Origin of the sequence: Arthrobacter sp. NPDC056691, from assembly GCF_042791415.1 — a bacterium.
Taxonomy (GTDB): Bacteria; Actinomycetota; Actinomycetes; order Actinomycetales; family Micrococcaceae; genus Arthrobacter.
Window position 1 is genome coordinate 1 of record NZ_JBHTXX010000005.1, and the last position, 17,281, is coordinate 17,281.

Annotated in this window: 18 protein-coding genes; 5 read left to right on the top strand and 13 right to left on the bottom strand. The window is 66.7% G+C overall.

Annotated features, from left to right (window positions below):
• Window positions 1-446 precede the first annotated feature (446 nt).
• The 13 genes from asd to ACFRAU_RS06075 all read right to left on the bottom strand — a co-directional run bounded on the left by asd (window position 447) and on the right by ACFRAU_RS06075 (window position 13,009).
• Complete coding sequence (gene asd, locus ACFRAU_RS06015) at window positions 447-1,577, bottom strand: aspartate-semialdehyde dehydrogenase (RefSeq protein ID WP_377999194.1); 1,131 nt, start codon at window positions 1,575-1,577, stop codon at window positions 447-449.
• Between the two features lie 76 nt (window positions 1,578-1,653).
• Window positions 1,654-1,983: a hypothetical protein gene (locus tag ACFRAU_RS06020; RefSeq protein ID WP_377999195.1), complete on the bottom strand. Its 330-nt coding sequence runs from the start codon at window positions 1,981-1,983 to the stop codon at window positions 1,654-1,656.
• 58 nt (window positions 1,984-2,041) lie between these two features.
• Entirely contained in the window at window positions 2,042-2,695 is a 654-nt protein-coding gene (locus tag ACFRAU_RS06025; protein WP_377996639.1) for a hypothetical protein, read from the bottom strand.
• Window positions 2,696-2,704: 9 nt separating this feature from the next.
• Entirely contained in the window at window positions 2,705-3,784 is a 1,080-nt protein-coding gene (locus ACFRAU_RS06030) for a WXG100 family type VII secretion target (RefSeq protein WP_377999196.1), read from the bottom strand.
• Window positions 3,785-3,902: 118 nt separating this feature from the next.
• Window positions 3,903-4,121 carry an NF038396 family protein gene (locus ACFRAU_RS06035; protein ID WP_377999197.1) on the bottom strand — a complete coding sequence of 73 codons (219 nt, stop codon included), beginning with the start codon at window positions 4,119-4,121 and terminating at the stop codon, window positions 3,903-3,905.
• Between the two features lie 3 nt (window positions 4,122-4,124).
• Window positions 4,125-4,709, bottom strand: coding sequence for a dihydrofolate reductase (locus ACFRAU_RS06040; RefSeq protein WP_377996636.1), 585 nt, complete (start codon window positions 4,707-4,709; stop codon window positions 4,125-4,127).
• On the bottom strand, window positions 4,706-5,509 hold the full coding sequence (locus ACFRAU_RS06045; protein WP_377996635.1) for a thymidylate synthase: 804 nt from the start codon (window positions 5,507-5,509) through the stop codon (window positions 4,706-4,708). The genes ACFRAU_RS06040 and ACFRAU_RS06045 overlap by 4 nt, the downstream gene beginning before the upstream one ends.
• A 9-nt stretch (window positions 5,510-5,518) precedes the next feature.
• Window positions 5,519-5,953 carry a GntR family transcriptional regulator gene (locus tag ACFRAU_RS06050; RefSeq protein WP_377999198.1) on the bottom strand — a complete coding sequence of 145 codons (435 nt, stop codon included), beginning with the start codon at window positions 5,951-5,953 and terminating at the stop codon, window positions 5,519-5,521.
• Complete coding sequence (locus tag ACFRAU_RS06055; RefSeq protein ID WP_377999199.1) at window positions 5,950-7,614, bottom strand: hypothetical protein; 1,665 nt, start codon at window positions 7,612-7,614, stop codon at window positions 5,950-5,952. Before ACFRAU_RS06055 ends, ACFRAU_RS06050 begins: the two co-directional genes overlap by 4 nt.
• 111 nt (window positions 7,615-7,725) lie before the next feature.
• On the bottom strand, window positions 7,726-8,697 hold the full coding sequence (locus ACFRAU_RS06060; RefSeq protein ID WP_377999200.1) for an NUDIX domain-containing protein: 972 nt from the start codon (window positions 8,695-8,697) through the stop codon (window positions 7,726-7,728).
• 11 nt (window positions 8,698-8,708) lie between these two features.
• Window positions 8,709-10,958 (bottom strand): RNA degradosome polyphosphate kinase, encoded by a 2,250-nt coding sequence (locus tag ACFRAU_RS06065; protein WP_377996631.1) that lies wholly within the window; start codon window positions 10,956-10,958, stop codon window positions 8,709-8,711.
• A gap of 105 nt (window positions 10,959-11,063) precedes the next feature.
• Window positions 11,064-12,035 carry a mycothiol synthase gene (mshD, locus tag ACFRAU_RS06070; RefSeq protein WP_377999201.1) on the bottom strand — a complete coding sequence of 324 codons (972 nt, stop codon included), beginning with the start codon at window positions 12,033-12,035 and terminating at the stop codon, window positions 11,064-11,066.
• Window positions 12,036-12,310: 275 nt separating this feature from the next.
• Window positions 12,311-13,009 carry a winged-helix domain-containing protein gene (locus ACFRAU_RS06075; RefSeq protein ID WP_377949382.1) on the bottom strand — a complete coding sequence of 233 codons (699 nt, stop codon included), beginning with the start codon at window positions 13,007-13,009 and terminating at the stop codon, window positions 12,311-12,313.
• 221 nt (window positions 13,010-13,230) lie between these two features.
• On the opposite strand from ACFRAU_RS06075, the gene ACFRAU_RS06080 reads away from it, so the two are divergent.
• From ACFRAU_RS06080 to ACFRAU_RS06100, 5 genes are all read left to right on the top strand, one after another.
• On the top strand, window positions 13,231-14,022 hold the full coding sequence (locus tag ACFRAU_RS06080) for a permease (protein ID WP_377999202.1): 792 nt from the start codon (window positions 13,231-13,233) through the stop codon (window positions 14,020-14,022).
• Between the two features lie 165 nt (window positions 14,023-14,187).
• Window positions 14,188-14,844, top strand: a complete 657-nt coding sequence (locus tag ACFRAU_RS06085; protein ID WP_377996628.1) for an FABP family protein — start codon at window positions 14,188-14,190, stop codon at window positions 14,842-14,844.
• Between the two features lie 144 nt (window positions 14,845-14,988).
• Window positions 14,989-15,711, top strand: coding sequence for a flavodoxin family protein (locus ACFRAU_RS06090; protein WP_377991543.1), 723 nt, complete (start codon window positions 14,989-14,991; stop codon window positions 15,709-15,711).
• Between the two features lie 41 nt (window positions 15,712-15,752).
• A complete protein-coding gene (locus tag ACFRAU_RS06095) occupies window positions 15,753-16,838 on the top strand; it encodes a YgfZ/GcvT domain-containing protein (protein WP_377996627.1) in 1,086 nt (361 codons plus the stop codon).
• A complete protein-coding gene (locus tag ACFRAU_RS06100; RefSeq protein ID WP_377999203.1) occupies window positions 16,835-17,281 on the top strand; it encodes an ankyrin repeat domain-containing protein in 447 nt (148 codons plus the stop codon). The genes ACFRAU_RS06095 and ACFRAU_RS06100 overlap by 4 nt, the downstream gene beginning before the upstream one ends.

The window sequence follows — 17,281 nt, forward strand, 5'->3', positions numbered from 1 at the left end:
TGAACGCCTTCCAGATCACCTTCGACGGACGCCTGTCCGCCAGCAGCAACTAGAACAAGAAACCACCCCAGTTACACCGAATAATTGACAGACCCGGTTTGGTCGCCTGATTTGGCACGCTTCCTCAGGTTTGGTCGCCTGATTTGGCACGCTTCCTCGTTCTTGGGAGCGTGAACGAGTGTCGCACCTGACGGGAAGTGAGGACGCGTTGGGAAAGACCCGGCGGGAGGTGAGGACGGGTTGGGAAAGACCCGGCGGGAGGTGAGGACGCGTTGGGAAAGACCCGGCGGGAGGTGAGGACGCGTCAGGAAAGACCCGGCGGGAGGTGAGGACGCGTTGGGCTCAAACCGACTGGGCGCCGACGCAAAACCGGCCCCGCTCCGCATGAGCGGCCCGGGGCGGGCCGGTCGTGCGGGGCAGGGCCGGTTGAGTAGGGCGAAGGCTGGTTACAGCGTGCCGGTGGCGATGTTGAGCATGCGGCGCAGCGGCTCGGCAGCGCCCCAGAGCAGCTGGTCGCCGACCGTGAACGCGCTGATGTACTGCGGGCCCATCTCGAGCTTGCGGATGCGTCCCACCGGAATGGTCAGCGTGCCCGAGGCAGCCACCGGGGTCAGATCGGCCATCGAGGCTTCCTTGGAGTTGGGCACCACCTTGGCCCACTCGTTGTCCTCGTCGAGCAGCTTCTCGATCTCGGCAACTGATAGGTCCTCGCGCAGCTTCAGCGTGAGCGCCTGGGAGTGGGAGCGCATGGCCCCGATCCGCACGCAGAGGCCATCCATGATCACGTGGTTTTCATCCGAGGTACCCAGGATCTTGTTGGTCTCGACGCCGGCCTTCCACTCTTCCTTGGACTGGCCGTTGCCGAGGTCAGCATCGATCCAGGGGATGAGGGAGCCGGCCAGCGGCACACCGAACTGGGTGGCGTCGACGCCGTTGCGCTGGTGGGCCAGCACCTTGCGGTCGATGTCCAGAATGGCCGACGCCGGGTCGTTCAGTTCCGTGCTGACCTCGGCGTTGAGGGTACCGAACTGGCTGAGTAGCTCGCGCATGTGGCGCGCGCCGCCGCCGGAGGCTGCCTGGTAGGTCATGGACGTGCCCCACTCGACGAGGCCGTTCTTGAAGAGCCCGCCGAGGCCCATGAGCATGCAGGAGACGGTGCAGTTGCCGCCAATGAAGTCCTTGACGCCGTTGGCGATTCCCTTGTCAATGACGTCGCGGTTGATCGGGTCAAGGACGATGATGGAGTCGTCGTTCATGCGGAGGGTAGAGGCAGCGTCGATCCAGAGGCCGTCCCAGCCGCGGCTGCGCAGCTCGCCGTGGACCTGCTTGGTGTAGTCGCCGCCCTGGGCGGTGACAATAATGGGCAGCTTCGCCAGGGTCTCGACGTCGAACGCGTCCTCGAGCTTGCCGGCGCCTTCGGCGAAGGAAGGCGCGGCACCTCCCGCGTTGGAGGTGGAGAAGAAGACCGGGTTGATGCTGGCGAAGTCGCCCTCGTCCTGCATGCGCTGCATCAGGACGGAGCCGACCATGCCGCGCCATCCGACCAGGCCGACGGAGGGGGTAGCTGCTGTAGTCATTTAGACAGTTTATCTTTGGATTTGGCAGGCCGCAGTCGGTTACGTCACTGCCGGAGGACGGTGGGTAGGCGGGGGTTCAGTCGACGGGCCGCGGGAGGTTCCGTGCTTTGCGCAGTTTCTCGGCGCGGCGCTCCTTGAGGTAGCCCGCCCACGCGGCCAGGAAAGGAAAGAGGCAGGCCGGGAAAACCCACCACACTTCGCCAAGAATGTGCCACTGATCGGTGAGCGCCACCTGGACCACGCCGTAAACAAAGCCTCCAAGGCAAGCGGTGAGGAGGATGGAAAGGAAGAGCAGGCCGCCGGAGCTGTTGACCGGCTTGACCAGGCCGTGGCCGTCATCCTTGCGGACCCCATACTCGGCCGGCGTGTAGCCGACCATCTCGCCGTTCTCAGCCTGCCGGTACATCAGCCGCTCCTCAGAAGGCCGGGAAGGCACATAGCCCGGGTCCTGCGGAACGTCCCTACTACGCCTCGCCACGGGCATCCTCGATCGCCGCCAGCAGCCCGGCGTCGTCCAGGCCTGCCGTTTCCGCCACCTCATCCTTGTCGAAATCCGGGGCGCCGGTGGTCCAGGAAGACTCCTCGCGGCGGATCAGCAGGTGCTGTTCGGAGCCCAAGGTCTTGAAAACGAGGTAGGCGGATCCGCCCTGGTTCTGCTCGACATGCTGGCGGACCACCCGGAGTGTCGCCTCGGCAGAGGAGATGGCGGGATCCTGGGCAAAGACGAACCAGGTGCCCAGCAGCCTGGGCTGGAGCATCAGGGAAACCCCGGGTGCTTCCAGCAGCGCAACGTTGTCCATCGCCTCGCCGGTCAGGAGCGAGATTTCCGTCCACCGGGTGGCCTTGCCCAGGGCGGTAGCGACGGCAGCCGCCACCCCTTTCACCCCCAGATCGCCGTCTTCGTCAACAGCGGCCAGGTCCCGCGCCAGCAGCGACGAGGCGCCGGCAGTGGACAGGGTAACGTCGTCGATCATCTCTTCGGCACGGAAGACGCTGACGGAACGGTCGCGGGCAGGGCCCTCGAAAACATTGAGCAGATAGGCAAACTCGCCCACGCCGAAGCCGATGACGTCGACGCCGAGGCGGGGTTCCTGTTGGGTTGGGTCCTGAACAGTCATGCTTGTCTCCTAATCGCCGAATCCAAAGAACTTGCCCACAGACTTGCCCGCGTCAACGAGCGTATCTTTCGTGTCGCTGACGAACTTTCCGGGGTCCTTCACGGCGTTAACCACTCCTTCGCCGATGTTTTTTCCAACGCTACTGATCGTGTCCCAGTTCTCATACACAGCTATGCCCACGCTGGCGACCTGGCAGACCGTCCCGGCCGGCGGCGGCAGGAAGCATCCCACCCCGAGGGCCGCCTTGCCGGCACCCATGAGCCCGCCCTTGATGTCGCCGTCGGAAAAGCTCTTGACGGAGTCGTAGGCGCTGAAACCGACGCCGGCCCAGCCAAGTCCCCGGGCCAGGCCCGACTTGCCGAGCCATTCCATCTTGGTCCCGGCACCAAGCCAGGGCTTCTCCTCGAGGACCGGGCCGAACTTGGACAGCACGCCGAGGTGCTTGTTCAGGTTCTTCAGCGAGGCAATATCGGTCGCCTTGTCGATCAGCCCGAGCCCGCGTTGGGCGGACGCGGACCCCTTCAGCAGGTCGTCCAGGGCCGAGTTGCCGAGGAGTCGGTGTGCAGCAAACCCGGGACCGCCAACACGGTGGCTTCCCTGCAGGAACGACTTGATGAAGTCTGCCCGCTGGTTTTTCAGTACCCAGCCGTACTGCCCGAGGTGCTTGGCCAGGGTGAGCGGGGCCTTGATGAACTTTTGCAGGGTCAGGCCCGCCTTGAGCGCCCCGACGCCCCCGAGCAGCACGCCGCCCAACGTTCCTGCCAGCGAGCCGCCGGGATCGCCAAGAGTGACGGGACCGCCGCCGGAGCCCGGGGCGGCGTCGCTGGCCTTCTCCTGCTCGTTGGCGTTGTCCAGCAGCTTCCGGGATTCATCCTTGAGGGCGCGTGCCGTCCGCTGGATGAGGGCCCGGTGGTTGCCGTTCCAGTCCGAGCGGAACTCGGTGGCGTCGTTGCCCCTCCACGAAGGGTTGTTGTTGATCTGGTTGGTCAGCTGCGATGACGTCTGCAGCAGGGTATCGGAGACCTTTCCGAACTGCTGCGCAAGTGTGCGAAGCTGCGCGACGTCGGCGCCCCACAAATTACCTGTCACTGCGGCATCATCCCCCAAATTCTGGCCGCCCCGAACGGAGACGGTTGCTGCTAAGTCCAGCCATCACTCTAGTTCGGGGCCATGGCCGCCGCGATGGGCAGCACTCCCCATGTGGACGCTACTGGTGGTCGGGCTCCTGCAGGAGGGCGTTCTTGCGGGCGCGCAGGGCAAAGAAGGAGCCGAAGGCAAAAACCTGCGTCACCACCACCAGGACGATGATGCCGGCGATCTTGTTGCCGCCCAGGATCATGGTCAGGCCAACAATCGCGGACAGCAGTGCCAGCAGCGGCAGCAGCATGTAGCCGAGCACAAAGAGGGTTTCGGGTTTACGCAGCATGTTCTAACCTTCCGGGCGGTTCCACTTGGTGAACCGGTAGCGGGTGCCGTTGGCCCCCGTCAGCCAGCCGTCGGCGGGTGCGGACGTGCCGGCCACCCAGCCGTCGCCGAGCTCCGGGGCGTACGTGTCGCCGTCGGCATCGACATCGATGGTGGTGACCACCGCGACGTTGGCCAGGCCCGTGGACTGCTTGAAAATTTCGCCGCCGCCGAGGATCCAGACTGCTTCGCAGCCCGGGGCGAACTGGGATTCCAGCAAGGCATCATCGAGGGATTTGACGACGACGGCGCCCTCCGCCTCGGGCGTGCTGCCCCAGTTTTCCTGCCGGGTGATGACGATGTTGGTCCGGTTGGGCAGCGGACGGTACTTTTCGGGGAAGGAGAGCCAGGTCTTGCGGCCCATGATGACGGGATGGCCGGTGGTGACCCTGGTGAAGTGCTTCAGGTCCTCGGGCAGGTTCCACGGCATGTCGCCGTCCTTGCCGATGACACCGGCAGGCGTCTGTGCCCACACGAGTCCGATCCCGGACATCCCCGCGGCGATGTCCTCACTGAAAGCCTGCCCGTCCATTGTGCCCTCCGTGCTCATACGGCGATCGGCGCCTTGATCGTGGGGTGGTGCCGGTAGCCCACCACTTCGAAGTCGTCAAGGCTGTAGTCGAAGATCGACGCCGGCTTGCGGGTGATCTTCAGCTGCGGGTACTCGTACGGTTCGCGGTCCAGTTGCTTCAGGACCTGGTCCATGTGGTTGTCGTAGATGTGCACGTCGCCGCCGGTCCAGACGAATTCACCCGGCTCGAGGCCCGTCTGCTGTGCCAGCATGCAGGTCAGCAGCGAGTAGGAGGCGATGTTGAACGGCACGCCCAGGAACATGTCCGCCGAACGCTGGTACAGCTGGCAGGAAAGCTTGCCGTCCGCAACGTAGAACTGGAAGAACGCGTGGCAGGGCGGCAGCGCCATGTCCTTGAGTTCACTCACGTTCCAGGCCGAGACGATGTGCCGGCGCGAGTCCGGGTTCGACTTCAGGCTCTCCACGAGCTCGGCGATCTGGTCGATGTGACCGCCGTCCGGGGTGGGCCAGCTCCGCCACTGGACGCCGTAGACCGGCCCGAGTTCGCCCTCGGCATCGGCCCACTCATTCCAGATGGTCACGCCCTGGTCCTGCATCCACTTCACGTTGGAGTCGCCGCGGAGGAACCAGAGCAGCTCGACGGCGACGGACTTGAAGTGCACCCGCTTGGTGGTGATCAGCGGGAAGCTGTCGCCCAGATCAAAGCGGATTTGGCGGCCGAAAACGCTGCTGGTTCCGGTGCCGGTGCGGTCTGATTTGTGCGTGCCGTTGGCCATGACGTCGCGCAGAAGGTCTTCATAGGGCGTTGGGGTGCTCACCCGTCCAGTCTAGTCGGAGCTGGATGAGGGGCTCGAAGCGCCGTGCCGCCGCTGGAGACTAGCACGCAGCAACGCCAGAAGCTCCTCATCGGACAGTCCAGCCTTGGCCGCCACTTGGATGAGATGTTCGACGGCGGCCCCCAGTTCCGCTGCCGCCTCACCGCCGCCGGACGGCCCGGAGTCCGTCTCCACGTACGCCGGAAGCCCGACGACGACGGTGCCGTTGCGGCGCCGGGTCTCGATCAGCCCGGACTGTTCAAGTTCCTTGTACGCCCTGGCGACCGTTCCGGCGGCAAGGCCCAGGTCTGCGGCGAGGCTGCGGACTGCCGGCAGCCGGGTCCCGGCCGTGAGGCCGCCAGCGGCGATCAGCGCACTGATCTGCAGCCGGATCTGCTCGTATGGGGGAGTGGGCGATCCAACGTCCACCGAAATGCCCGCAGTCATCGCGCAGGTTCCACCGGTGCACGCCGGGCAGCAGGCCCGCCCCTCGGGCCGAAAGCGTTCACGGGAATCACGGAAAGCACCACGGCGACGGCCACCAGCACTGACCCCGCGGCGACCGCCGTGGCTGCCCACATCTCAGCCGAAGCCGTCTGCGCTCCCACCAGGGCGCCCCACGCCCGGTTTGCCGAAATCAGCAGGCCGCCTGCCTGCGCCAGCAGGAATGCGGCCAGAATCCGCATGATCCTGTTGAGCGTGACGGCGCGGAGCGCCGCATCCAGCCCATCATCCGACGTGTCGATGCCGCGGCGGCGGCGCACGGCAAAGATGGCGGGCACAGCCGTGGCGGCGACGGCGGCCGTTGCCACCGCCGTCGGAACCCAGCCGGAAGGTCCCGGTGTCCCCTCAGCGCCAAGCGCCGCGTCCCCCAAGACGGTCATTACAACCACGGCTGCCAGGAGCAGCAAGGCGATTACGGCAGCGGTGAGGAGGGCAGGCGCCACCGGCTGGACGGGCCAGCCGCGCACGGCTGCGGAGGATGAGCCGTAGTTCCGCGCGAGGAGCAGTTCGCCCGCCAGAATGGCCAGCAATACGCACGCGGCCATCACAGCTGAGATGACGGTGGTGCGGACCGGATTCGCAGGCCCTGAGAGGAGCAGGACAGCAATTCCCGGCACCACCGCTGCCAGCCCGAGGAGGGCGCCGAGGGACACGGCGAGCACCGCGGCAGGATGCTTTTCGGTACGGAGGTCCCGGATGCTTTTCCGGCCGGAAGACTGGGCCGGACGGTTGCGCACCTTGCTGGCCAGAAGGCTGTCCAGCTGCGGCGGCTTCCACATCCACATCACGAACAGCACCGCGGCAGCGCCGAGAGCGGTGAGGTTGGTCCATGAGGTGGCAGTTGCGGGCTCCGGACGGGAGGCAAAGTTGCCGGCGATGGCCGCCAGCCCAGCGGCAACGGTGGACACGGTCCGCATCAGCCGGTTCATGGCAATCGCGCGGAGAAGGGCGTTGTCGCCGGCATCCAGTGCTTCCAGCTGACGGCGGCGGGCAATTAGCCACAGCACCAGTATGGTCCCTGCCGCCAGCAGCACCAGGGCGGCGCCAAGGCAGGCTGCCAGCTCCGTGCCGGGAATCCGTCCGTCTTGGAAGAAGGTGGGGCCGGTTGCACCGTCCGCGGGGGTAACGGGCGGCACTGGGCGGTACGCCGGTTGCGTTGCCGCCCACACAATGGTCCCGGCGGAGGCGGCGAAGATGCCGAGCGTGGTCCAGGCGAGCCCTCGGGGAAGAAAGTCCCGGACGCGCCGGACGGACAGTGTTGCCAGTCGCTGCGAACGGCGTGGACCCGGGTAGCTCAGTTGCCCCAGTGCGTGGACACCGAGGCAGCCAACCACCGGCCAGGCCAGCGCCTGCAGGATGTCGGCAGGCTGCTGCAGCGACGGCGTCTGCGGGCTCGAGGGGATGATGCCGGCGTTAGCCGCTCCCTGCAGGGTGCTGGCCAGCCAGCCGATGACGCCGACCCAAAGCGCGTGGTCCGAAACTGACTTCGGCGACGTGCCTCCGCCCGGCGCCCAGACCACCCAGCGCAACAGTACGTAAATGCCCACTGCTGCCAGCAGCGGGCCCAGCAGCGCCATGGGTGGCAGGTCAAACTGTAGTGGCATCAGATCCCCCAATGATCCCCGAAGCGCCCGTCCCCCGGCGCCATCTTTGTACCAAGTATTTGATACAAAGATGGCGGGGTCAAGGTGGGCGTCCGAACAGCCGCCAGGAACTCAGTCGTCGAAGGGCTTGAACTGCTCCACGGACACGATCCTGCTCGAGCTGCCATGCGCCACATGGCAGATGATCATTTCCCCCGGGGCGAGGTACGGGTCGGCCACCGGCAGCAGGCCCCTGAGCCGCGGGGTCATGTAGCCGGCAAGCTGGCCCAGCACGGTGGGGAGGGCCGGCCGGTGGGTGCACAGCACCACCGCGCGCTGCTTGTCGAACAAGGCGTGGACGGCGGCCGCTGTCTTTTTGGGGTTGCGGGCATGCCGGTGCTCCGTCAGCGCATCCACCAGTTTTACCTTGGCGTCCGATGACTTGGCGTAGGGGGCGATCGTCGCCACACAGCGCAGCCACGGGCTGGTGACCACCCGCAGCGGCTGCCACGACTTCAGCAGCCGGTGCACCGCCTGCGCCTGGCGGATACCGGTGGCGGCCAGGGGCCGTTCGCCCTCCGCCTTGGTCCACGACGAGCGCGGCTTGGCCTTGGCGTGGCGCACGACGACGAGCGGCCAGGTCCGCAGCTCTTTGCGGGCATGGGCTGCTGCCAGGTACTCCAGCGGCGCCCGGTCCGAGGGGTTGGACAGCAGCTCGGTGGCACGCTCCGGGGCGCACCACATAACGCTGTCCACCTCTTTGCCGTCGGGGCGCAGGGAATTGCCGGTCACCTCAACCGCCCAGTAGTGCACAACCTTCAGTCCGGCGGAGACGTGGTAGTGGATGGGCGGGAGCGGGATACCCAGGGGCGCCACGAGGCCGATCTCCTCCTCCACCTCGCGGACGGCGCACTCGGGCACCGTTTCGCCGGGGTCAAGCTTGCCCTTGGGCCAGGACCAGTCGTCGTACCGCGGCCGGTGGATCAGGAGGACCTCCAGCTGGTCCTTCTTGACGCGCCAAGGCAGGGCGCCGGCGGCCGTGACGGCGACCGGCTCGCCCGGATGATCGGTCTGATCCGCTATGGGTGAGTCGCTGCTCTTCAAAGGCCGGGTTCCTACCGCCGGACGACGGCGCGCTGCCGGGAGCGTGATGCCAGGAGCCAGGACTGGACGTCGTCAAGCTTGCTGCCGTCCTCGCCGATGTGGTGGCGGGTCCACTCGCCGTCGTTGTCCAGGTGCCAGCTGGACGTCTCGGGGTCCATGTACCGGCGCAGCAGGTCCAGGACGTAGGCGGTGTCCTCGCCGCCGGACAGCTGCACCAGCGCCTCCACCCGGCGGTCCAGGTTGCGGTGCATCATGTCCGCGGAGCCGATGTACACCACGGGGTCGCCGCCGTTGTCGAAGGCGAACACGCGCGAGTGCTCAAGGAAGCGGCCCAGGATGGAGCGGACTGTGATGTTCTCGCTCAGCCCGGGGATGCCGGGGCGCAGCGAGCAGATGCCGCGGACAATGACGTCCACCTGCACGCCGGCCTGCGAGGCGCGGTACAGGGAATCGATGATGGACTCGTCCACCATGGAGTTGACCTTGATCTGCACGCGCGCGGGAATCCCTGCGCGTGCGTTGCGGATTTCGGCCTCGATCCTGTCGATCAGTCCCGAACGCACTGAACGGGGCGCCACCAGGAGCCGCTTGAAGGTGGACTTGGGGGCGTACCCGGACAGCTGGTTGAACAGCTTGGTGAGGTCCTCGCCCACCTGCTCGTTGGCGGTCAGCAGTCCGAGGTCCTCGTAGTAGCGTGCGGTCCGCGGGTGGTAGTTGCCGGTGCCGATGTGGCAGTAGCGGCGGAGCCCGTCCACCTCCTGGCGGACCACCAGGGAGAGCTTGCAGTGGGTCTTCAGGCCCACGATGCCGTAGACCACGTGGACGCCGGCCTGCTCCAGCTTGCGTGCCCAGGAGATGTTGGCCTGCTCGTCGAAGCGGGCCTTGATCTCCACGAGGGCCAGCACCTGCTTGCCAGCCTCGGCGGCGTCGATGAGGGCGTCGACGATGGGGGAGTCGCCGGAAGTGCGGTACAGGGTCTGCTTGATGGCCTGCACCTTGGGGTCGGCGGCCGCCTGTTCCAGGAACGCCTGGACGGAGGTGGAGAACGAATCATAGGGGTGGTGCAGCAGGATGTCCCGGCGGCGCATGGCGGCGAAGACGTTCGCGGCCTTGGACGTCTCGGACTCGTTCAGGTAGCGGGACGTGTGGGGCACGTGCTTGGGGTAGTGCAGGTCCGCGCGGTCGATGCCGCCGATCACGGATAGGCCGCGCAGGTCCAGGGGGGCCGGGACGGAGTAGACCTCCGACTCGTCCACGCCGAGCTCACGGATCAGCAGTGCACGGATGTTCGGGTTGATGTCGTTGGTGACCTCCAGCCGGACGGGCGGGCCGAACCGGCGGCGCAGCAGTTCCTTCTCGAGCGCCTGCAGGAGGTTCTCGGCGTCGTCCTCTTCCACCTCGACGTCCTCGTTGCGGGTGACCCGGAAGGTGTGGTGCTCCAGGACCTCCATGCCGGCGAAGAGCTGGTCCAGGTGGACGGCGATGACTTCCTCGAGGGCTATGAACCGTGCCACGCGGCCGGGCACTGAACCTGCGCGCGGGCCGTCGATGGAAATCAGGCGGGGCAGCTGGTCCGGCACCTTGACGCGGGCGAAAAGCTCCTTGTCGCTGACCGGGTTCCGCACCACCACGGCCAGGTTCAGCGAAAGGCCCGAGATGTAGGGGAAGGGGTGGGCGGGGTCCACGGCCAGCGGGGTGAGGATGGGGAAGACCTTCTCCGCGAACATCGCGCTGAGCCGCTGCCGGGCTTCGTCGTCGAGCTCGTCCCAGTGCATGAGGTGGATGTGCTCGTACGCCAGGGCCGGCCGGATCTGTTCGGCGTAGACCTGGGCGTGCCGCTGCTGCAGGCGGTGGGCCGCCTCGCCGATCTGTTCCAGGACCTGGACCGGGCTCAGCCCGGCGGGGGAGGGGACTGCGAGTCCGGTGGCGATGCGGCGCTTCAGGCCGGCCACGCGGACCATGAAGAACTCGTCGAGGTTGGAGGCGAAGATCGACAGGAAGTTAACGCGTTCGAGCAGGTACAGGTCCGGGTCTTCGGCAAGCTCGAGGACCCGGGCGTTGAACGCGAGCCAGCTCAGTTCGCGGTCCAGGAACCGGTCGGGGCTGATCTCACCCTCAGGTTCCAGGATGGCTGCGAACTCGGGGATGTCGATCCGGTCCTGCGTGGCGCGGGAGGCCGGTACTTCGGAGGAGCCGAAGCGGGCGCGCACAGGGGCCGCCTTGATTTCGGTGGTGGCTGTTCCGGCGGATTCCGGTTGCATGCGCTCTCCTTGAGTACTGGCGGGTTTAGTTTCAACCTTACAAGCATTCATCCGTCAGGGACCCGAAGATTTCGAGGCTGGCGGCATGCGGGCAAGAGGGTGTGATCACGGTCCCTCAAGCGGCCCGTACATGACGTCCATATCCCAACGTGTGAAGCCCAGCCGCCGGTACAGCGAGACAGCCGGAGTGTTGTCGGCATCCGTGTACAGCATCACGGCGTGCAGGCCCTGCTGCTGGAGGTGCCGTATCCCGGCGATGGTCAGCGCCTTGCCCAGGCCCATGCCCTGGGCAGCCGGCGTCACGCCCACCACGTAGACCTCGCCGATGGCCGGGTGCGTTCCGTGCTGCGGATGCACCTTGGTCCAGTGGTAGCCGAGGAGCCGCCCGTCCCTGTCCTCGGCCAGCAGGAAGCCCGCGGGGTCGAACCAGGCTTCGTCCATCCGGGCCTGCAGGTCCGCCCTGGTGAGGGAGCCCTGCTCCGGGTGGTGCGCGAAAGCCAGACGGTTGGCCACGAGCCAGGCCTCCTCATCCTGGCCCGGCACAAAGGCGCGGATCGATACCCCGTCCGGAAGGCCGGCGTCGGGCAGGTCAGCGGCGGCGGTGGTGAGCCGCATCTTCCACAGCTCCCGAACCGGTCCGTAGCCGTACCGGGCTGCCAGGTCCGCTGCTGCCTCATGGTTGCCGTGCGACCAGGCCTTGAGGCCGTCCAGGCCGCGCGAGGACTTGAGCGTTCCGACGAGCCGGTCCGCCACGCCCTGGTTGCGGTAACTGGGGTGCACCGCGATTTCCACCACGCCTGTCCCGTCCGGCTCCTCGACGACCACGGCGAAGCCTGCCAGGTCCTGTGCCGTGGCGGGATCCGACTGCTCGTCGGGGGCGTACAGGGCCAGCGTCAACAGCGTGTGCGGGCCGGTGTCCGCCGCCCGCATGGTCACCAGGGTCTGTTCGGATATGGGGGGATTGCCGTCCGATTCCTCGGCGGCAGCCAGCAGGGCACGGACATCCCGCAGCAGCTCGTCATCCACCCCGCCCTTGATGACAAGGACGGGCCATTTCTCCGGGTGCGCAGGACTCATGCTGCAAGGCTATACGGACGCCGCCCGCGCCGGGCCGATTTGGAACGGGCCGTGGCGCCCCGTATAGTCGTTACCTCAGCCGGCAATCATGCAGGTTGTGAGGGGGATCCACCACTGGGGTGGCCTCGATACGTTCGACCCGTATGTCCTCCACTCGTAGTTTCGAAATGCAGAACGGCCCGGCTCTGGTGAGCCGGGCCGTTCTGCATTTGCTGTAGGTGGGGTGCCGGGCCGGCCGCCACCCCGGGCCGGCACCAAAGCGGGGGGCCTGAGGCCTACGCCTCGGTGAGTTCGTCCTCCTGCTGGCGTATCAGCGTGAGCCGGTAGCCCACGTTGCGCACCGTGCTGATGAGGTTCTCGTGGTCGGCGCCCAGTTTGGCGCGCAGCCGCCGGACGTGGACGTCCACGGTCCGGGTGCCGCCATAGTAGTCGTAGCCCCACACCTCGGTGAGGAGCTGCTGCCGGGTGAATACCCGGCCCGGGTGCTGCGCGAGATACTTCAGGAGCTCGAACTCCTTGAAGGTCAGGTTCAGTGCCGCGCCGTTGACGCGCGCCGTGTAGCTCGCCTCGTCAATAACGACCCCGGCGGCCCGGATTTCGGAGGGAGCCTCCTCCTGCTCCGGTACAGCACGGGCGACACAGAGACGGATCCGCGCCTCCACTTCGGCGGGGCCCGCCGAGTCGAGCACGATGTCATCGACAGCCCAGGCGGAGGAAACGGCCGCCATGCCGCCTTCGGTGAGGATCAGCACCAGCGGTGCGCTGAGGCCCGTGGCCTTCAGGAGCTGGGTCAGGGAGCGGGCGCCCACGAGGTCTTTGCGCGCGTCCAGGAGGACGATGTCGCAGGGGTCGGTCTCGAGCAACGCGGTGGGTTCCGCGGGCAGGATGTGCACCCGGTGGTTCAGGAGTTCCAAGGCAGGCAAAATGTCCACCGATGACCCGGTGCTGTTGGTCAGTAACAGGATGTGCGACATTATTCCTCCAAGGGGCTGTCCGCGCATCGTCGGGCGACTGAGCTGATGTCTGAGTATACCCAACGGCCCCCGGACGGACACTGATGGGCCGCACCCGCGTGCCTTGTTTACGACATATGGCGTTCACATAGGGCAGGATTGAAACCGTCAGGGGGCCGAGCCCTGCCCGTCAACGGCACAGCCAGGATGAGGTCGCAACAGATTTGAGTGCAGAGTCCGAGATGAGTACGCCACGGCCTGCCCCCGGGGTGAGTCCTCCGGCTGCTGCCGGCCGGCCGCTCCAGTCATGGAGCATCGGAGTCGTTGGCCTGGCGGGCCTCGCCACGCTGGTGGCCAGTGTCTTCCGGACTCCGGATGTCCTCCTCGCGGTGGCCGTGCTTTTCGCCCTGGGCATCGGCGTCGGCTGGCCGCACTACCTGGATATCCCCGCCAAGAAAACCCTCGCCGCGGTGATTGGGCTGTCAGGCGCCGGCGCGGCCATTGCGGCCACTTTCGCGGCTGCACCCGGCTACCTCAACTGGACGCCCGGCTTCATTGCCCTGGGTGTCACCGCCGTGTTCCTTGTCCAACTGGTGCGCGGCACCGGCCAGGCGCAGCGCCTCGAGTCGACGCTCGGCTGCAGCGTGGGGGTCCTGCTGTCCTGCCTGGGTTCCGGATGGATCGCCGGTGCCAGATTCAACGGGGTTAAGGAAATGGTGCTCGTGGCGGGGATCAGCGCCGCCGTCGCACTGCTCGCCGGCCTCATCCGCTGGCCCGACCGGATCATTGCGCCCCTGGGCATCACCCTGGCCGGACTGGCCGGCCCGCTGGCCGGGCTGGTGTTCTCCGACATCGCAGTCCTGCCCGCCGTTGTGTTCGGTGTGGTGGTCGGGGCGGTCCTGGTCAGCTTCCGCAGGCTGGTGACCCTCCGGGGCGCTCCGCTGAACTTTCCGGCTGCCCTGGGCATGGGTCTGGCACCGATTGCGGCGGTCGGTTCGCTCGCCTACTTCATAGACAAACTACTCATCTCCTGACGGGTTAGGATGGCAACATGTCCGTACTTGCATTTGAAATCTTCTTCCTTGTCCTGCTCGGCGTTGCCAGCCTGTCCATGGCCTGGTTTGCCGGTTTTGTTGTCTACCGGCTGTTCAAAGGACAGCGGTAAAACCCCTGCTTAGCGGTTTCGAGAGGTAGCGGCTGTGCCTATTGAAATTCCTACAGACCTGACCCCCGAACTGGTTCCCCTCTCCTGGCTCATCGGTGAGTGGGAGGGCCATGGCCGGCTCGGGGCCGGTGACGAAGGTTCAGAGCACTTCCTGCAGCATGTTTCCTTCACCCATAACGGTTTGCCGTACCTGCAGTACCGTGCGGAAAGCTGGCTGACCGACGAGGACGGCACCAGGCTCCGGCCGCTCACTGTTGAGACCGGTTTTTGGGCCCTGGAGCGCAAGCAGCTGGAGGCCGACAGCGGTCCCGGCCTGGTTCCCGGGGACATCGTCCCCGTGCTGAAAAGCGCCGACGAGGTGGAAGCCCTCCGCAACAAGGATGGCGGCTTCGACATCTCGGTCTCCATCAGCCACCCGGGCGGCATTTCGGAGCTGTACTACGGCCAGATCAAGGGGCCGCAGATCCAGCTCAGCACCGACATGGTGATGCGAGGGAGCCACTCCAAGGAATACACTGCCGCCACCCGGATCTTCGGGCTGGTGGACGGCAACCTGCTCTGGCGCTGGGACGTCGCCGCCGGCACGCCGTCGGCAACAAGTGCGGCAACCGGCGCGGCAACCCAACCGGCTGCCGAGGCTGGCAACGGCCTCGAGGCGCACGCCTCGGCGTTCCTTAAAAAGGTCACCTGACCCCAGCCGCCAGGCTGTTCCGCAACGCAACAACACCTGCCGCTCCACGCCCCTGTTCGCCGGCACTGTTCGCCAGCGCTCCCTTCGGCTACTTTGGCCTCAGGTCTTCAATCCTGAGTCCGCAGCAACCCGATGGAGTGTCCCATGGATGAGTCCCAGCCCCCGGCCGACTACAGCGACCTCAAGGCGGTGTACTTCAACGGCACGCTCAAGCGTTCGCCGGAGAAGAGCAACACCGAGGGCCTGATCACGGTGAGCCGGCTGATCATGGAGAAGCAGGGCGTGGCCACCCGGGTCATCCGTACCGTTGACCACGATATCGCCAGCGGTGTGTACCCGGACATGCGCGAGCACGGCTGGGCAACCGATGAATGGCCGGAGCTGTATCCGGCCGTCAAGGAGGCGGACATCGTCGTGGTGGCCGGGCCCATCTGGCTGGGGGACAATTCCTCGCAGACCAAAAAACTCATCGAGCGGCTCTACGCCCATTCCGGCCAGCTCAACGAGAAGGGCCAGTGGGCGTTTTATCCGAAGGTGGGCGGCTGCCTGATCACCGGCAACGAGGACGGCATCAAGCACTGTTCCATGAACGTCCTCTACAGCCTGCAGCACATCGGCTTCAGCATCCCACCGCAGGCCGACGCCGGCTGGATCGGACCCGTCGGGCCGGGACCCAGCTACCTGGATGAGGGGTCGGGTGGCCCGGAGAGCGACTTCACGAACCGGAACACCACGTTCATGACATGGAACCTCCTGCACCTGGCACGGACGCTCAAGGACGCCGGCGGAATTCCCGCCTATGGCAACCTTCCGGAAGAATGGAAGGCCGGAACCAAATTTGGTTTCGAAAACCCGGAATACCGCTAGGTGGCCGGAATACCCTCCCAGCCAAGGACGTTCCCCTTCATATGACTACCAAGAGCCCTCTGTTGTCGCGCCCTGGCGCCGTTGAAGCGGGCGGCGCCGACGCCGGCGTCGCATCCCACTACGGCGAACCCCTCCGGGAGCAGCGCGCGCTGGCGGCCGGAACCGCCGTCGTCGATCTTTCCCACCGCGGCGTGGTGACGGTCACCGGCCCGGACCGCCTGAGCTGGCTCAACACGCTGTCTTCCCAGCAGGTCACCAACCTCCAGCCCGGTGAATCCAGCGAGCTGCTGCTCCTGAGTGTGCAGGGACGCATTGAGTTCGACGCGCGCGTAGTGGACGACGGCGGGACCACCTGGCTGATCGTCGAGGCGGCCGAAGCGGGTCCCCTGGCAGAGTGGCTGACAAGGATGAAGTTCATGCTCCGCGTCGAGGTGGCGGACGTGTCGGCCGACTGGGCCGTGGTGGGATCAACCAAGGCCGTGCCCGAATGGTCCGGACTGCAGGTGTGGCAGGACCCCTGGCCCCACGTCGGTGCCGGCGGCTACTCCTACGCCGTGGTCACCGAGGACACCCACCCCGGCGCCGAACGCCCGTGGTTCGAATACCTTGTGCCGGCCGCCGAGCTGGAGCAGACGGTGGGGGACCGCACGCTCGCAGGCGTCCTCTCCGCCGAGGCCCTGCGCGTGGCCGCCTGGCGTCCGCGGCTCGGCGCCGAAACGGACGACAAGACCATCCCGCACGAACTGGACCTGCTCCGGACTGCCGTGCACCTGGCCAAGGGCTGCTACAAGGGCCAGGAGACCATCGCCCGCGTCCACAACCTGGGCCACCCGCCGCGGCGCCTCGTGTTCCTGCAGCTCGACGGTTCCCAGCACACCATGCCGGCCCCCGGCAGCGAGGTCCGGCTGGGGGAGCGCAAGGTGGGCTCCGTGACGTCCGTGGCGCAGCACTACGAGATGGGCCCCATCGCGCTGGCAGTCATCAAGCGTTCGGTCGCCCCGGATGAAATACTGACGGTTATGGACGGGGATGAACCGTACACAGCCGCGCAGGAAGTGATCGTGGCGCCCGACGCCGGACAGGTCGTCGGAAGGCAGACAGGATTCCTGAGGGGGACCCACAGATGACAGACTCCACCGCGCCCGGAGCCGACGCTTCGCAGCAGCCCGCTTCCCAGGGGCCGGCTTCCCAGGGGCCCGACGAGGAAACCCTCGCCCTGGCGCATACCCTCTTCGACGCCGCCCGGAACGGCGAAACCGAACTGCTGCGGAGCTACCTCAACGCCGGCGCCCCGGCCACGCTGACCAACTCCGCCGGCGACTCGCTGCTCATGCTCGCCGCCTACCACGGCCACGCCGAGACGGTGCAGCTCATCCTGCACCACGGCGGCGACGCCAACGCTGCCAACGACCGCGGACAGACCCCGCTGGCCGGAGCCGTCTTCAAGGGCTATTCGGATGTGGCCCGGGTGCTGCTTGACGCGGGAGCGGATCCCGACGCCGGCACCCCCTCTGCGCGTGCCGCCGCCCAGATGTTCGCCCGGGCCGACATCCTGGAACTGCTGGGCTGA

Excerpts from the sequence above, each read along its gene's own strand:
- asd (WP_377999194.1), bottom strand. The coding sequence starts at position 1,577 with ATGACTACAGCAGCTACCCCCTCCGTCGGCCTGGTCGGATGGCGCGGC.
- ACFRAU_RS06020 (WP_377999195.1), bottom strand. The coding sequence starts at position 1,983 with ATGTACCGGCAGGCTGAGAACGGCGAGATGGTCGGCTACACGCCGGCC.
- ACFRAU_RS06025 (WP_377996639.1), bottom strand. The coding sequence starts at position 2,695 with ATGACTGTTCAGGACCCAACCCAACAGGAACCCCGCCTCGGCGTCGAC.
- ACFRAU_RS06035 (WP_377999197.1), bottom strand. The coding sequence starts at position 4,121 with ATGCTGCGTAAACCCGAAACCCTCTTTGTGCTCGGCTACATGCTGCTG.
- ACFRAU_RS06040 (WP_377996636.1), bottom strand. The coding sequence starts at position 4,709 with ATGAGCACGGAGGGCACAATGGACGGGCAGGCTTTCAGTGAGGACATC.
- ACFRAU_RS06050 (WP_377999198.1), bottom strand. The coding sequence starts at position 5,953 with ATGACTGCGGGCATTTCGGTGGACGTTGGATCGCCCACTCCCCCATAC.
- ACFRAU_RS06055 (WP_377999199.1), bottom strand. The coding sequence starts at position 7,614 with ATGCCACTACAGTTTGACCTGCCACCCATGGCGCTGCTGGGCCCGCTG.
- ACFRAU_RS06065 (WP_377996631.1), bottom strand. The coding sequence starts at position 10,958 with ATGCAACCGGAATCCGCCGGAACAGCCACCACCGAAATCAAGGCGGCC.
- mshD (WP_377999201.1), bottom strand. The coding sequence starts at position 12,035 with ATGAGTCCTGCGCACCCGGAGAAATGGCCCGTCCTTGTCATCAAGGGC.
- ACFRAU_RS06075 (WP_377949382.1), bottom strand. The coding sequence starts at position 13,009 with ATGTCGCACATCCTGTTACTGACCAACAGCACCGGGTCATCGGTGGAC.
- ACFRAU_RS06080 (WP_377999202.1), top strand. The coding sequence starts at position 13,231 with ATGAGTACGCCACGGCCTGCCCCCGGGGTGAGTCCTCCGGCTGCTGCC.
- ACFRAU_RS06090 (WP_377991543.1), top strand. The coding sequence starts at position 14,989 with ATGGATGAGTCCCAGCCCCCGGCCGACTACAGCGACCTCAAGGCGGTG.
- ACFRAU_RS06095 (WP_377996627.1), top strand. The coding sequence starts at position 15,753 with ATGACTACCAAGAGCCCTCTGTTGTCGCGCCCTGGCGCCGTTGAAGCG.
- ACFRAU_RS06100 (WP_377999203.1), top strand. The coding sequence starts at position 16,835 with ATGACAGACTCCACCGCGCCCGGAGCCGACGCTTCGCAGCAGCCCGCT.